12 protein-coding genes are annotated in these 16,549 nt (G+C 50.2%); 11 read left to right on the forward strand and 1 reads right to left on the reverse strand.

From position 1 onward, the window contains the following. Window positions 1–17: 17 nt before the first annotated feature. Window positions 18–1,601, reverse strand: a complete 1,584-nt coding sequence (locus tag ACXKZG_RS07635) for a TerC family protein (RefSeq protein ID WP_134824569.1) — start codon at window positions 1,599–1,601, stop codon at window positions 18–20. An 805-nt stretch (window positions 1,602–2,406) separates the two neighbouring features. Here ACXKZG_RS07635 and wbaP point away from each other — a divergent pair. The 11 genes from wbaP (at window position 2,407) to ACXKZG_RS07690 (ending at window position 16,495) form a co-directional block, all read left to right on the forward strand. Further along, window positions 2,407–3,840, forward strand: coding sequence for an undecaprenyl-phosphate galactose phosphotransferase WbaP (gene wbaP, locus ACXKZG_RS07640; protein WP_013202960.1), 1,434 nt, complete (start codon window positions 2,407–2,409; stop codon window positions 3,838–3,840). A 292-nt stretch (window positions 3,841–4,132) separates the two neighbouring features. Next, the gene (locus ACXKZG_RS07645) at window positions 4,133–5,266 is read left to right on the forward strand and encodes a polysaccharide export protein (RefSeq protein ID WP_041692064.1); all 1,134 of its coding nucleotides are present in this window, start codon (window positions 4,133–4,135) and stop codon (window positions 5,264–5,266) included. 15 nt (window positions 5,267–5,281) lie between these two features. After that, the gene (locus ACXKZG_RS07650) at window positions 5,282–5,716 is read left to right on the forward strand and encodes an arsenate reductase/protein-tyrosine-phosphatase family protein (protein WP_013202958.1); all 435 of its coding nucleotides are present in this window, start codon (window positions 5,282–5,284) and stop codon (window positions 5,714–5,716) included. Window positions 5,717–5,728: 12 nt separating this feature from the next. Continuing rightward, entirely contained in the window at window positions 5,729–7,912 is a 2,184-nt protein-coding gene (locus tag ACXKZG_RS07655) for a polysaccharide biosynthesis tyrosine autokinase (RefSeq protein WP_206403962.1), read from the forward strand. Window positions 7,913–8,036: 124 nt separating this feature from the next. After that, a complete protein-coding gene (locus ACXKZG_RS07660; protein ID WP_013202956.1) occupies window positions 8,037–8,942 on the forward strand; it encodes a glycosyltransferase family 2 protein in 906 nt (301 codons plus the stop codon). Window positions 8,943–9,078: 136 nt separating this feature from the next. Further along, window positions 9,079–10,212, forward strand: coding sequence for an EpsG family protein (locus ACXKZG_RS07665; RefSeq protein ID WP_041692063.1), 1,134 nt, complete (start codon window positions 9,079–9,081; stop codon window positions 10,210–10,212). Window positions 10,213–10,224: 12 nt separating this feature from the next. Beyond that, window positions 10,225–10,947 carry an SGNH/GDSL hydrolase family protein gene (locus tag ACXKZG_RS07670; RefSeq protein ID WP_488875937.1) on the forward strand — a complete coding sequence of 241 codons (723 nt, stop codon included), beginning with the start codon at window positions 10,225–10,227 and terminating at the stop codon, window positions 10,945–10,947. Between the two features lie 176 nt (window positions 10,948–11,123). Next, window positions 11,124–12,164, forward strand: a complete 1,041-nt coding sequence (locus ACXKZG_RS07675; protein ID WP_488875938.1) for an acyltransferase family protein — start codon at window positions 11,124–11,126, stop codon at window positions 12,162–12,164. Between the two features lie 94 nt (window positions 12,165–12,258). Next, window positions 12,259–13,011 carry a glycosyltransferase family 2 protein gene (locus ACXKZG_RS07680; RefSeq protein ID WP_041692062.1) on the forward strand — a complete coding sequence of 251 codons (753 nt, stop codon included), beginning with the start codon at window positions 12,259–12,261 and terminating at the stop codon, window positions 13,009–13,011. 125 nt (window positions 13,012–13,136) lie between these two features. Further along, a complete protein-coding gene (locus tag ACXKZG_RS07685; protein ID WP_488875939.1) occupies window positions 13,137–14,171 on the forward strand; it encodes a glycosyltransferase family 4 protein in 1,035 nt (344 codons plus the stop codon). Between the two features lie 110 nt (window positions 14,172–14,281). After that, window positions 14,282–16,495, forward strand: coding sequence for a phage tailspike protein (locus ACXKZG_RS07690; protein WP_013202950.1), 2,214 nt, complete (start codon window positions 14,282–14,284; stop codon window positions 16,493–16,495). Window positions 16,496–16,549: the final 54 nt, after the last annotated feature.

A 16,549-nucleotide genomic window follows, 5' to 3' on the forward strand; every position in this document is an offset into this window, starting at 1 on the left:
AGGAGCCGGGAAGTTGCTCAGACTTCGTAATCCGGCTCTTCAGTCACCGCCAACGGAATGATTTGCACTTTCTGGACGCGGTGGCTGTCTACCTGCAACGTACGGAACAGGAAATCCCCCACCTGAATCTCTTCCCCTTGCTGCGGCACCCGCTGCATATGCTCCATCAGTAACCCTGCCAGCGTGTGATATTCCCGCTTCTCATTCAGCGGCAACTCCAGATACATCACCAGGTCGTCCAGCGGCATATGGCCATTGGCCGTCCAGCTGCCGTCGGTATTTTGCTGAATGTCGTAGCGCGGATCGATCGCCTCACCTTCATTGGGCAGGTTGCCGGCGATGGTTTCCATCACGTCACTCAATGTCACGACCCCTTCCACCGAGCCAAACTCATCCACCACAAAGGCGAAATGCGTCCGTGCGGTGCGAAATTGCTCCAGCGCGGGCAGTAAGGTGAGCTGTTCGGGGAACACCAGGGGCTGGCGGATCAACGCCCTGATATCCAGACTGTCTCCGTGCAGGGACTGTTTCAGCAGGTCGATAACGTGCACCACGCCAAGCGGATCGTCACTGTTATCGGTCACCACGATGCGCGTATGTTGATTCAGATCGAGCAGTGACATGATTTTCTCAGGCGACTCGCTGAGGTCCACATGCTCAACATCATGGCGCGAGGTCATGATGCTGCTGACCGTGCGCTGGCCCATGCCGAGCACCCGCGCAATCATCATTCGCTCCTGCTTATTGAAAATCGCCTGGCTTTCAATATTGTCGGCCACCAGTGCCGAGGTCTGCGAGTCCAGTTCGGCCGGTTCATGATTGCCGCGTAATAAACGCAGCACCGCTTCTGCGGTTCTCTTCCTTAATGGCGAGGTTGATGAAAGGAAGCGGCGACGGTTAAATTGCGCCAGCTGATTCAGCGCTTCGATGATGATTGAGAAGCCAATCGCGGCATAAAGGTAGCCTTTTGGAATTTCATAGCCAAAACCGTCGGCGACCAGGCTGAAACCAATCATTAGCAGGAAGCTAAGACAGAGGATGACGATCGTCGGGTGTCCATTAACAAATCTTGTTAATGGTTTGCTGGCCAGAAGCATCAGGAAGATGGCTACAATCACCGCGGCCATCATCACCGCGAGGTGATCAACCATGCCAACGGCGGTGATCACCGAGTCCAGTGAAAACACCGCATCCAGGACCACTATTTGCGCGACAACCGGCCAAAATTTAGCACCACGCTTTTGTGGGTTTTCATCCTCATCCTTGCCTTCCAGCCGCTCGTTCAATTCCATGGTGGCTTTGAACAGTAAGAAGATCCCGCCAATCAGCATGATCAGGTCACGTGCACTGAAAGGGTGCCCGATCAGTGTGAAAAGCGGCGTAATAAGGGAGGAGATCCAGGAGATAGATGCCAGCAGCAGCAACCGCATCACTAATGCCAGCAGCAGGCCGGTGACACGGGCTCTGTCGCGCAGGGCAGGGGGGAGTTTTTCCGCCAGGATGGCGATAAAGACAAGATTATCAATCCCCAGGACCAGTTCTAAAACGATAAGGGTGACCAGGCCAGCCCAGATAGAGGGATCGGCGATCCATTCGAACATTACGCACACACCTGCAAAGATTGAAACAGTTGAGATGATGATAGTGAATCGGCAGCGATTCAACAAATAATCGGAAGAGTCAGCTGAAGTGAAAGCTCAGTTTATCGTCACTGGCGGGATAATCATCAAATGAATTTACTAAGATAAATCCGGAGTATTTTGCTGCCGGAGTTTTCAAGACTATTCGCATAGGTTGTGAGCGGAAATTCGGTGATACTTCTCGGCTGACGCAATCCGTTCAGGATTAATCTTAAGAGATCGAATTAATCTGAATTTTATCCAGAAGGGGGAGAGTGTATGCAAGGTATAGACTGGAACGAAAGGTAGTCTTAATCCTAAAAGACAGTGCGGGCAGGGACAGCCTCTTGTAAACAGGCCAGTAATAACTAGTATAGCAACGTGTTAGTAAATGTCTGCGTTAATGACGCAATTTGCGCAGTAACGGCGTCTTAATCTCTTTTTATGTGAACAGCAACACGTTAAGACGGCAAACACGTTAGCCTGAGCCCGGAGAGGACAGGATAAAAACAACAAGGTAAAGCAGCGTTACAGCGCATTGGCAGCTACAAGCCAGGGGCGGTAGCGTGCCAGACCAGGAATGGGCGGGCAAGCTGGGGTGTCACTACCGTTGTTGTTGATTTTACATGTCAATTCTCTTGTCGCTCTGCCAGTTACGATGACCTTTAACACGACTCCCAAATACGTTTCCTGTGTAATAAATGACGTGAGTAAAAAACACGCAATTATTTTCAGTGGTGGAAATTAATAAATCACAGGCTTCCGAAGAAAAAATTAAGAGTTAACTATGCGCGATATAGAGTTCACCTTTAAAGGGTTGTTAATTAAACTATCACTGGCACTTTCAGATTTAGTCTTTTTTAATGCCTCTTTGTTTATTGCAATCTTGTTGATTAATGCATTGCCCGGAAATCTTCTGAGCGATATTTCTCTACAAGCGCTGCAGTTAAAAATAGCGACACACATTATTCTCTCTGTGGTCTGTATCTTTTGGTTCTGGGTTCGCCAGCGCCACTATACTTATCGCAAGCCATTCTGGTTTGAGTTAAAAGAAATATTCAGAACTATTCTGATTTTCTCGGTGATCGACCTGTCGATTACCGCATTATCCAAATGGGAAATGTCCCGTTGGATTTGGGTCACAACCTGGATTCTGGCGTTAATCTTAATTCCAATTGGCCGCGCCATCGTGAAGCGTATTCTTAACCACTACGGTCTGTGGAAAAGACAAACGATTATTATCGGTAGCGGCAAAAACGCCGAAGAAGCCTACCTGGCGCTGCAAAGCGAAGAGGTGATGGGTTTCGATGTTGTGGCCTTCTACGATGTTGATGGCGGTACGCCAGCCCCAGCCTTATTTGGTATTCCTGTCGTCCGCGAAGAGAATGCGCTGTGGCAGCTGGTGAACGGCGACACGCAGTTTATCGTGGCCGTTGAATATGAGCAGAGTCAGTTCCGCGATTTGTGGCTGAAAAATCTGGCGAAACATAACTGCCGTTCCGTTTCCGTGATACCTTCTTTACGCGGCGTTCCGCTATATGGCACGGATATGGCATATATCTTCAGCCACGAAGTGATGATCTTGCGCGTCAGTAATAACCTGGCTAAGCGCACCTCACGCATCGTGAAACGCGCGTTCGACATTATCGGTGCGCTGGGCATCATCACCATGTTAATGCCTGCGCTGGCGGTACTGATCTTTATGGTAGCGCGCGATGGCGGCAACCCGATTTATGGTCACGAACGTGTAGGTATGAACGGCCGTAAATTCAAATGCCTTAAGTTCCGCTCAATGTGCGTTAACTCCAAAGAAGTGCTGGAGGAAGTGCTGCGCACCGACCCGATTGCCCGGGCCGAGTGGGATAAAGACTTCAAACTGAAAAACGACCCGCGTATTACGCGTATTGGTCACTTTATTCGTAAAACCAGCCTGGATGAACTGCCGCAGTTGTGGAATGTGGTTCGCGGTGAAATGAGTCTGGTGGGTCCGCGTCCGGTCATTGAAGATGAGCTGGAGCGTTACGCGGGTGATGTGGATTACTACTTTATGGCGAAACCTGGCATGACCGGCTTGTGGCAGGTGAGTGGCCGTAATGATGTTGATTACGAAACTCGTGTTTACTTTGACTCCTGGTACGTAAAAAACTGGTCACTGTGGAACGATATCGCCATTCTTTTCAAAACGGTTGGTGTGGTTTTGAAACGTGATGGGGCTTATTGACAGGGGCGTCGTCCCGTCAAAACGGGGCGGGCGTTGTCGGCTCGTCCCGGTATTAAAGAGTGTCTTTTGACTGCTAACTGTCATTGACTTGCGAGCTAAACAAACTTTTTTTTGATGAATGTTAAGCGTCGGCTTTAATCAATCCGGCAAGACATAAAAAAGGATAGGGAGTTAAAGATAATGACTGACAGTTACAGTGCTTGAACAGTTGCTTCACCTTATTCATTTTGCATGACGCTACACAGCGGCGGACTCGCCACTATCAATCAATTTACTGATAGCGAAGAACCAGATGATCACAATCAAAACGAAATTGATACCCCTGATGGTATCGGCAGCACTTCTTTCCGGATGTACCATCGCTCCGGGTAGTAACCTTTCCACCAGCGGAAAAGATGTCATTAAGCAGCAGGATAGTGACTTCGATATTGATAAATACGTCAACGTCTTTCCTATGACCCCAGGTCTGGTTGAGCAAATGCGACCAACGCCTGTCGTTGCGCAGCCTAACCCAAGCCTGCAGAACGAATTGCAGAACTATGAATACCGCATTGGTGTGGGCGATGTATTGACCGTCACCGTGTGGGACCACCCTGAACTGACTACGCCAGCTGGCCAGTACCGCAGCGCGAGCGATACCGGTAACTGGGTACATTCAGACGGCACCATCTTCTATCCGTACATTGGCCGCGTTCGCGTTGCCACCCGCACGGTGCAGGAAGTGCGTGATGAGATTTCTCGTCGTCTGGCGCAGTACATCGAAAGCCCGCAGGTCGATGTCAGCGTAGCGTCATTTAAATCGCAAAAAGCCTACGTGACGGGCGAAGTGACCACCTCCGGTCAGCAGCCAATCACTAACGTACCGTTAACTATCCTTGATGCCATTAACGCCGCAGGCGGTCTGACTGCTACGGCCGACTGGCGTAACGTTGTGCTGACGCACAACGGTCGAGAGATGCCTATCTCACTGCAGGCGCTGATGCAAAATGGCGACCTGTCCCAGAACCATCTGCTCTATCCGGGCGACATTCTCTACGTTCCACGCAACGACGATCTGAAAGTCTTTGTAATGGGCGAAGTGAAACAGCCTGCCACCCTGAAAATGGACCGCAGCGGTATGACGCTGGCGGAAGCGCTGGGCACTGCTCAGGGGATGGATCAGACCGTGGCCGATGCCACCGGCGTATTCGTAATCCGCCCTATCAAAGGCAACAATCGTAAGAAGATTGCGAATATCTATCAGCTGAATACCAAAGACGCTTCGGCGATGGTCATGGGCTCTGAGTTCCAACTGCAGCCTTACGACATCGTTTACGTTACGGCAACGCCTCTGGCACGTTGGAACCGCGTGATTTCGCAGCTGGTCCCAACCATCAGTGGCCTCTACGACGCAACACGTAACGTCCAGACGATTCACAACTGGTAATGACCGGGGAACATTATGATTAATTCAATCTTAGTGGTCTGTGTCGGAAACATCTGCCGCTCTCCCACCGGGGAGCGGTTACTCAAATCGGCATTGCCAGATAAAAAAATCGCTTCAGCCGGGCTCGGTGCCATGGTGGGCGAGGCAGCCGATGGGACAGCAAGCAGCGTGGCCGATCAACATGGGGTCTCACTGGATGGGCACGTCGCCCAACAGCTGACCTCAGGCATGTGCCGGGATTACGATCTGATCCTGGTGATGGAAAAGAAACATGTCGATTTGGTCAACCGCATCAACCCTTCCGTACGTGGCAAGACCATGTTATTTGGCCACTGGCTTAACCAACAGGAAATAGCGGATCCCTATAAGAAAAGCCGCGAAGCCTTTGAAGCCGTGTACGGAATACTCGAAAACGCTGCCCAGAAATGGGTCAACGCATTAAGCCGATAGTTGAGAATATCCATGAATATAAAAAGTAAGGCACCGTCCGCGCAAAAAGACGATTCCAATGGATGGGATCTGGCGCATCTTGTGGGACAACTGGTAGACCATCGTTGGGTAATTGTGGCTGTCACAGCGCTTTTTATGTTGTTAGGGACCCTTTATAGCCTGTTCGCCACGCCTATCTATAGTGCGGATGCGATGGTGCAGGTAGAGAATAAAAACCCGAACACCGTGCTGAACGACCTGACCCAAATGATGCCAAACGCGCAGCCAACGTCTGACACGGAAGTGCAGATTGTGACTTCACGTATGGTTATCGGCAAAACGGTTCATGACCTGGGTCTGGACGTGCTGGTACAGCAGAACTACCTGCCGGTGATTGGCCAGGGCCTGTCACGTATGGCGGGTAACAAGCCGGGTACGCTCGACGTGCCGTTGCTGACCGTACCGATGGACTGGGAAAAACGTAACGTTGAAATCGAAGTCAACGGCCCGGACAGCTACACCGTCAGCAAAGATGGTGACGAGCTGTTTAAAGGCAAAGTGGGTGAGGTAGAAAACCAGAAAGGCGTAACCATTATGGTTAAAGCCATTCAGGGTATTGATGCCGGCACCACGTTCACCGCGACCAAGCTTTCTGAGCTGCAGGCTATCAAGATGGTTAACGATAACCTGAACGTCGCGGATAAAGGCAAAGACACCGGCGTGCTGGGTCTGGTTTACAACGGTGAGGATCCGGTACAGATCAGCAACGTGCTGAACCAGATTATCACCAACTATGTTGGCCAGAACGTTGAGCGTAAATCTGAAGAAGCTGAGAAAAGCCTGATCTTCCTGAAGAAGCAGCTGCCGGATGTGCGTGGCAAGCTGGACGCTGCAGAAGACAAGCTGAATACCTACCGTCGTGCGAATGACTCGGTGGATATGTCGTTGGAAGCGAAGTCTGCGCTGGACTCTTCTGTCAGCATCCAGACTCAGCTGAACGAACTGACCTTCCGTGAAGCCGAAGTGTCTCAGCTGTTTAAGAAAGATCACCCGACTTACCGCGCGCTGTTAGAAAAACGCCAGACGCTGTTGGATGAGCAGAAAAAGCTGAACACCAAAATCGGCCAGATGCCGCAGACCCAGCAGGATATAGTGCGTCTGACGCGTGATGTGCAGGCCGGTCAGGAAATCTACATGCAGCTGTTGAACCGTCAACAGGAACTTAACATCAGCAAAGCCAGTACCGTGGGTGACGTTCGCATTGTAGACACCGCCGAAACCGCCGGTAGCCCGGTTGCACCTAAGAAAATGCTGCTGATTTTAGCCAGCATGATTCTGGGCCTGATGTTCTCCGTTGGCTATATCGTGCTGAAAGCGATGTTCCACCACGGTATCGACCGTCCGGATCAGCTGGAAGAGTTGGGCATGAGCGTTTACGCCAGCGTCCCACTGTCCGAATGGCAGCGTAAGAAGGATGCTGAAGCGCTCACCAAACGTAATGTGCAGGGCAAAACTGACCCACACAACACGCTGCTGGCGCTGGGCAATCCAACTGACCTGTCCATTGAAGCGATTCGTAGCCTGCGTACCAGCCTGCACTTCGCGATGATGGAAGCCAAAAACAACATCCTGATGATCACCGGTGCCAGCCCGGGTATTGGTAAAACCTTTATCTGTGCCAACCTGGCAACCCTGGTGGCGAAAGCCGGTCAGAAAGTGCTGTTCATCGATGGTGACATGCGTCGTGGTTATACCCACGAACTGTTAGGCGCCAGCGGTAAAGTCGGTCTGTCTAACGTGCTGTCTGGCAAAACGCCATTCACCACTGACCTGGTACAGCGCGGCGACTTCGGCTTTGATTTCATTCCACGCGGTCAGGTTCCGCCAAACCCTTCAGAACTGTTGATGCACAGCCGCATGAACGACCTGCTGGAGTGGGCAAGCAAGAACTACGATCTGGTGCTGATTGATACCCCACCAATCCTCGCCGTTACCGATGCCTCTATTATCGGTAAGCTGGCAGGCACTTCACTGATGGTGGCTCGCTTTGAGACCAACACGCTGAAAGAAGTGGATATCAGTTACAAGCGCTTTGCACAGAATGGTATTGAAATTAAGGGCGTGATCCTTAACGCCGTGGTACGTAAAGCCTCCAATGCCTATGGCTACGGTTATGACTATTACGATTACCAGTACAAGCAGGATGCGAAAAGCTAAGTAATAAAGAAGAACCTTTTCGCTTTGACCGGGAAAGGTTCTTTTAATTTGCTCCCCTTGAGCCGCAGGGCAGGGGAGTTATTCGTTAGGCCGTTTCATCTGGACGTTTAAAAGGTGCCTGATAATGAAGGATATTTTCTTTTCGATTGTCATTCCTGCATACAATGCATCCGAATCAATTGTCACCACGCTCGACTGCGTAGCTGCGCAAACCTACCAAAACTTTGAAGTGATCATCATTGATGATAAATCCGCTGATGCTGAGCAACTGGCGGAAGTGGTGAAGGCAGAGAAATATAGCCAGCTGAAGATTAATCTGGTGCTGTCGCAGGAGAAGCTGAACGGATCCGGTGCCCGTAATAAAGGTATCGAACTGGCGACCGGCGATTACATCAGCTTCCTCGATGCGGATGATGAGTGGCATAAAGACAAGCTGCTTGAGTCACTGAAAGAGATTCAAAAGCTGGAAGCGCAGGGCAAACAGAAGTTTATTATTTTCAGCCAGGTGAACATCGTTCAGGACGGAAGTTTCCTGAAGGTGATGCCAATGCAGCCGGTAGCGCGGACCGAAACCGTTGCTGAATATCTGTTCGGTTGCTACGGCTTTATTCAGACCAGCACCATTGTGCTGAAGCGTGAGTATGCTGAAGACATTAAATTTGACCCGAAGTACATCCGTCATCAGGATTACGATTTCTGCATTCGTGCCGATAAAAAGGGCTATGAATTTGTGATGATTGCCCAGCCGCTGGCTAACTACCATTTGGTGACCAAATTTGGTTCCAAGCACAAAGGTGAGTCGGTCAAGTATTCCGAATTCTGGCTGGATAACATGAAGCCTTACCTGACGCAGCGCGATATCAATACTTACCGCGCCTACAAGCTGCCGCTTCGCTACAAGATGGATGGCAAGTCGCTGCATGCCAGCGTCAGCTTTATGCGTTATTTTTTCCTGACCAATAAAGATAACCGCACCTATTTCATCAATCGCCTGAAAGACAAATTCAAAGAGCGACTGGGAAACAAGTAAACCGGCAACAGAACACGGAAACGTCTCGTTGTGGGCAATTTTACCCTGTTGGGATGAGCAACTACACACTGCAAGTTTTACCCATAAAATCTAAGAAAATTTGTATATTAAGCTGGAAAATATAAGGAAAGCTTAAATGTCTCCATACTGGTATATTTCAGGGTTTATCGCATTACTTTCAATACTGGAAGTTATTACGAAGGGGAATAACAATAGTCAAAAAATCTCCACGTACCTGTTTCTGATTTGCGTTCTGGTTCTGATTGTCTTTGGCGGTATCCGCGGACTCGGAACGGGAATGGATGACTATCAGTACCGCAGTTTCTATCATGACTTCCTGCAACGTATTGAAGTGAACGGCGTCTGGCAGACCATTGCCTTCTTCCGTTATGAGCCGTTGACCTTTGTTATCGCCTTTATTGCCAGTGTGGTATCGAAAAACGCCGATATTCTGATTTTCATCTACTGCGCAATCTCGGTCTCGATCAACGCCGCATTCTTTAAAAGGCTTTCTCCGTACCCGATCCTGACGCTGGCGTTGTACTCAGCGCATATCTTTATCAACAAAGATATGAACCAGATCCGCTTCGGACTTAGCTCGGCCTTTTTCCTCGGCTTTGTCTATTTCCTGTTTACCGGCGAGAAGATGTGGGCGTTTGCCTTCTTCCTGCTGTCGTTCTTCAGCCATAACACCGCGGTCATTGCCGTCACCATTATTCCGTTCCTGTTTATCAGAAAGTCGCCGTTTATTCCGATCATGATTATTCTGGTCAGCGTGCCGTTATCCAAAGTCGGCGGGAATAACTTTGTTCAGCTGATCTCCTCGCATCTCGGGGGGCTGGGACAACGTGCGGCGGACTACAGTAACGGGGATTCGACCGAGCCGACGTCGGTATTCTCGATCGCTAACTTTAAGAACATCATTCTGGTCTTTGTCTTCTGCTACTTTATGTTGTCAAGAAAGTTGAAAGAGACCGACTGGCAGGCATACAGCTTTAACTACCTGATCATCCTGATTTTCTCAATCGGTGGTGCGGTCAGGATCTTCTTCTATGACTATCCGTCAGGCGCGCGTTTGTCGAACTACCTGTTGCAGGTTGAACCGATCGTGCTGGCCACGCTGGTGTTCTACGCCAAAAGGGTACTGAAGCTGCCGGTTTATATGATGGTGTTATTGATCGTCGCGTATTACCTCTACTACAACACCATCCAGGTGAAGCAGGCCGTCGTGGGTTACACCGTTTCTGATACCTTCCGTCTGACCAACTAATCAGGGCAGGGAATGAAGAAACTTATCGTATTAACGTCGCTGACTTTATTGCCGGCGACGGCTTTCTCGGCCAGTGCTGGCGATCGCTTTGTGATTGAAGCCTACGGCGACTCCACCACCCAGGGCGTGACCACGCCGAAAGGTGGCCGGCAAACCATCCTGAAAAATAACGAAATCAGCTTCCTCAACGCGGCGCTTCAGGAAAAATATGGCTCGCGGGTCGAGGTGGTTAACCGCGGCATTCCTTCTGCCGAAGCGCTGGAACTGCTGCGCGGGACGCATGGCAGTAAAATGCCGTGGGACCAGCAGATGAAGCAGTCCCCCGCGCAACTGGTGCTGCTGAATTACGCCATCAATGATGCCCGTCATTATCGCTTCAATGATATGGACGGGTATGTTGAAAGTCCGGACGACTATAAAGCCATCATGATTAAACTGGTCACTATTGCCAGGAACAATGGCAAACAGGTGGTATTACAGGAACCCAACCCACTGTGTGGAAAAGCGGAGAAATGGAATGTAGGTCCGTATGCGATAAAACTGGCTGAAGTTGCGAGCGAACTCTCTGTTCCTTTAGTTACGCAGTACAACCGGATTAAGACGCTGGATAACTGGCAATCTCTGATGTCAGCAGACTGTATTCATCCGTCCGAGAGTCTCTACAAAAACAAGGCTGAGCAAACCTTCCAACTGCTTGATAAAGGGTTTGGACACCAACTGGCCCAATACAGGTAGTTCTTTTTAATTGTTATTTACACAGAGCAAAAAATAAGAACATGTACATTTTAATGATGGTAATTTCACTGTCGTTGTCTGTTTTAATCCTCAAAGGGTTGTCGTTTGATAAAGGGATTTATAACGATAAAGGGGTAAAAAGTCTCTCTGGATTGAGATGTCTTTTGGCCGCCATTGTGGCTTTTTCACACGTAGCACACTATTTATATTCTATCGATCATGACTGGATTTATAACAAGGATTACTTCTCCTGGTTCTCAGAAGGGAATTTCTTTGTTAACGCCGGCAAGTTCGGTGTGCTGATCTTCTTTATGATTTCAGCCTTTTTGTTTTACCGACTGATCTATTCCGAGAAATACAGCACCTCCGGCCTTTTCACCTCCAGGGTAAAGCGTATCGTGCCGATGTTCTGGTTTACCGGGTTTGTGGTGTTTACGATTGGGGCGTTCAACGGCGAGCTGCCTGACCAACTGACCACCCTGAAAGACTTCGTTATGTGGATGCTGTTTGTCGGCAACTACCATATTGGGGACTTTAATACTTCCGCTGTAAACGCGGGCGTCGAGTGGACATTACGCATTGAATGGTTGCTATACGCTTCGATTCCGCTGGTGTATTACCTGAATATTCTGACCAAAAGAAAGCACACCACCACCCTGGTTTTAGGCAGCATTGCCGCCATTTTTGCGGTGGGTTACGGCATTCGCCTTAACAGCCAGTCGTATTGCGATCCGCGTCCGGTACTGGGTTTTGCCACCGGCTTCTTCTGCTACCGCTACGCTTCATTGCTGGCGCCGCTGAAAGAGTCAAAACCGGCGGCTGCGCTGTGCGTATTTCTCGCGGCATTCTCATTATTGTTCACCAGTAATGCGCTGTTCTACCTGTTCTTCTTTGCCTCGTTGTCGATTATTTTCGCCGTGGCGTGCAGCGGTAATTCGATTTTCGGCATACTGGAAAACAGAATCCTGATGTCGATAGGGGAAGTGAGTTACAGCCTGTATCTGATGCATGGCATCGTGCTGTATTTCATGAAGAAGATCCCGGTCTTCTATCTTAAAGAGTCGTGGCTCTCTTGCCTGCTGTTTTGTACGGTGTTCTTTGTGGTGTCGTTCAGCCTGTCGAAGCTGACCTACCTGTATATCGAGAAGCCGTTTATGAAATTCAAGTTCAGGAAACCGTCGCTGCCGTTTACGCCACCGCCTGCGGCAGGGATGTAGTTCAGACGCGCACCGAATTCTTCACAGGCCATGAATGTTATGGCCTTTTTTCTTTCCATTTTTACGCTTCAGCGATGCAGATTCAGGAAATCAGATGACAAATCAAATCGGCACAGTGGGCATTATCATCCCCATGTACAATGCGCGGGACACGGTTCTGCGGGCAGTACAATCGGTACTTGATCAAACCTGGACAGACTGGCGAATCTATCTGATTAACGATAAATCCACCGATGACTCGCTGGCCTTTGTGCAGGAGCACTGCCGCGACGCCCGTATCACTATCCTCAGTAACGAGGTGAACCTCGGTGCGGCGGAAACCCGCAATGTCGGTTTGTTGGCAGCGAACGAAGAGATTATCGCTTTCCTCGACAGTGATGATGAGTGGGAAAAAGATAAGCTGATGTTGCAAACTCAGGCGATGGCCGCTGGCGACGATCTGGTCATTTCCCATTACGGTTATAAATCCCGCACCAAGTCTTACGACGTGACCTACAGCAAGCCTTACCTGATGAAAGATAATTTTGTGAAAAAGCAGTTCCGTATCTGCTTCTCATCGGTCTGTTTCCGTCGCCCGGCGCGCAATATTATGTTCCAGAAAAAGGGGCACGAGGACTTTTTATTCCTCTACGAATTGTTTGAACAGTACAAGCAGGCGCGAGTGATTGAGAAAAATCTGGTCGTTTACTACGAGCTGGGTGACTCCCTTTCGCGGAATAAAAACAAAGCGGCGAAGTGGCACCTAGAGTTATTAAGATTTATCTATAAAAACAATCCACTAAAAGTGTATTACTATTACGTCTGGTACATGGTTAACGGCGTTTTGTTCACGCTTAAGCACAGATGATTGCTGTGGCTTGAAACGTTTCAGTCTGAGAAAGACGAACACCGTAACCCGGCCCGCACTTCGCCACTGGCTGGCGCTGCGGGCCGGGTTTTTAACATTGATGTGACAGAGGTGGTTAGTCCGCGATGAAAAAAATAGTGCTGGTGATTAAAGACGCCTATTCCTACGCCGGAACCGAGAACATATGCAACTTTATGTCTGAATGCTTAGGCGATGAACATGAAGTGGTGATTTACTCCCTCGAAGGCTCAGGTAAGACCTTCTATCCCTTCGAGAAAGTGAAGCAGATTGTCAGTTTTGAAGGTGAGAAAAACCCGATCCGCAGTGCGGTAAAACGCATCAATGAGCAGGGATTCGACACCGTATTCCTGATCAGCATGGGTCGCCTCAGCGTGATGTTTGCTTTCTGGAACATGCTCTCGCTGAAAAAGAAAACAGCCAGAACCTACGCCTGCGAACACATTGCGATTAATTCCTTCAGCAAGCCAATTAAATTCCTCAAATATCTCATGCTGCGTTATTACGACCGCGTCATCGTACTGACCGATAAAGACGATAGCGTCTTTACGCAGTGGGGGATCCCCAGCAAGACCATTCCCAATCCGGTGGTATTCAAAAACTTCGAAAGAACCACGCGCAACCGTCAGGCGCTGGCAGTCGGCCGTCTGGACCACCAGAAAGGCTTCGATCTGCTGCTGGACGTCTGGCAGGGTTTTGTGGCGACCAACCCGGACTGGAAACTGGTGATTGCCGGTGACGGCGAGCTGAAAGATGCGCTGATCGCGCAAGCGAAAAGCCTGAATATCAGCAACAGCGTGTCGTTTGTTGGCCGCGTTTCCAATATCAACGATTACTACCGCGACAGTGATATGGCGCTGATGACCTCACGTTATGAAGGCCTGCCGCTGGTCCTGCTGGAAGCGAAATCCTGGTCAATGCCGGTAGTCGCCTATGACTGCCCAACCGGGCCGCAGGAAATCATCAACGACAACGTCGATGGCTTCCTGGTGCCAATGAACGACCGTGCCACCTTTATTGCAAAAATGAACCAGCTCGCACATAACGACGAGCTGTTCTACGCCATGAGTGAGAAGACCAAAACCACCTCGCTGAAGTTTGATGGCAAGGTGATTAAAGAAAGCTGGCTCTCTCTGGTTTAACTGTTAAGCACCTTCACTGGCTGGTTTGACGCCGTCCAGTAAAGAACTGCCTCTGGAAATCAAATTCACGCCACACCTCAATAATGTCTGTTGACTATGGGATTACTTGAATGAAAAGAAGAGAATTAATTACCGGCTTCTCATCGATTCTTGCAGCCCTCTCTGTGAGCTCGTTTTCCAGTCAGGCCGCTGATAAAAAGGCCTCTGTTTCGCTGAAAGATGTCTCCCCGGGAGACGTGCCGAAGCAGGATGTGCCGGTCCTGACGCCTGAAAATATTTACACCATGCCTGACCGCTTCTGGAAAACCTTCAGCGGTAAGCTCTATATCGGTAAAGCCGGTACGGACCCGACTCAGGCAGGTAATCTGATTGATGTTTTTCTAAAAAATGCCAACGGCAAGTTGTCTAAAATTGAGCAGCCGATTGCGCTCAATAAGGGTAACTTCCAGCAGTTTATTGATGACAATGCCGCGTTGATTGCCGATCCGGCGCACTCGATGGCGGTGGTTGATGACAGCGGTAAATCGCTGTTTAACATTCCCGATGTTTCCCGTCCGGGTGCCAACAATTTCAGCCAGCGTCTGGCACAACCTGCGGGCTATCAGCTGATTGGCGAAATCCCGTCGGTTGATGAGCTGCGTAAAACGCGTCCGCTGTTTGAAGGGGCAAAAGTCAAACTCAGCAGCTGGCACGACGGCCTGGAAGAGGGCGGCGGTGAGTTCGTCGGCACCTTCGAAGCGGGCCGTGACGATGGCGGGGTGATTTTCTCCGGTCCGGGCTATCACTGGCGTCGTGTCGTTGAAGATTTTAACCGTCTGACGCTGTTTGATTTCGGCGCTATCGATGATGGCAAAACCGATGCGGCTCCGGCGATCAAAGCGATGTACAACTGGTCGCAACAGGCGAACCAGCAGATTTGCGTACAGTTCCCGGCCGGAACCTTTTTTGTCAGTGGCTGTGACTTCTCCGGCGAACAGACCCGCTTCTTCCGCGTGTCCGGGGCAATGGTCAACTTCGGTTACTTCCCGGCGACCAATATCGTTTCCGACGGGAAATCGGACTTTATTTTCAAAGTGAACACCCGTTGGGTGGAAATCAGTAACCTGAACGTCAATGGTCGCACCGACACGCAGCCCAACAAACAGGGCTTCTTCCTCAACGAATGTAAGGGTGGCCAGTTCTTCCGTGGCGCCTCCTTACGCTTTGTGCGCATGGGCGGCACCTCACTGAGCCTGATGGATACCCTCGATTGTAAAATCGATCAGTGGTATGCCACCCACTGTACCGGCGATGTGATCAAATCCATCTGGTCAAACCTGCCGCAGGGCAAGTGGGACCACAGCACGGCCATCGAGCTGTCTAACTTCAATGCGCAGTATTGCACCGAAGGGATGGTGCTGAATCTGGAGCGTTGCGGTCAGTCGATCATCCATAACGGCTGGATCGAACATACTGAGAACCCAGGCAACATCTCTAACGGCCAGTGGATTATCGATGCGCTGAGTCTGGAAGCCTGTAAAAACCCGCTGATTGCCCACTTTGCCCGTCTGAATATGCGTCAGACCAGCCTGCAGTCCGGCAGCTGGATTGATAACTCGCAGCAGGGTAAAGAGTTGCTCGGTGCCTGGGAGCGGGGGTCGACGCGCGTTGAGTCTTACGGCGTCGCCGTCGACGGCAGCATGAAATACAACTACCTGACCTCGCGCTTCCGCATCATCAACAATACCAATCAGGAAAAATGGTATGAGTTGGGCAATATCTATTCGCCTGACGTCGGTGATAACTGGGAAATCGAAATCTTTGGTCAGGCGTCGTTCAGCAACGGCACCGATAAAAGCGTGCTCACCCAGGTGGTGGACGGCAAAAGCACCGGTGGTAAAGCGATCATCAGTTTGCAGCGTAAGACGCATAAATTTGAGGCCAGCTGGCATGCCGAAGGGGCCAGCCCGATCGTCGACGTGATGTACGTTACGCCGTATGACACCGATACCCGCGTTTTCGTGAAGTTAGCGGGTTGGCTGGCGTCAGCCGGCGTGCTGATGAAGTCCACTGCCAAAGACCGCTTTATGACCGGCAAGTGTGCCCGCTTCGACAGCGAGATGCAGTTTGCCAAAGCGCCGACCGGTGCTGATGCTCACCATGCGGTGCAGCGTTTCACGCTTCACAACGGAAAAGCGGGTATCGGTGCCAATGAACAAGGCGATGTTTTACTGGAATCTCGTCTGCTGAAAGCAGATGAGGTGAACACGGCTCAACCGGAAGGTTATGTCTCAATGGTGATTAACGGTAAGCAAGTCGCCATGCCTTACTTTGCCCTTAAATAATCAAGGATACGGCGGAAAACAATCTGCCGTCACTGCCCGTTGTCCGCCTTTCTG

It is taken from the genome of Erwinia sp. 2186 (assembly GCF_057812255.1).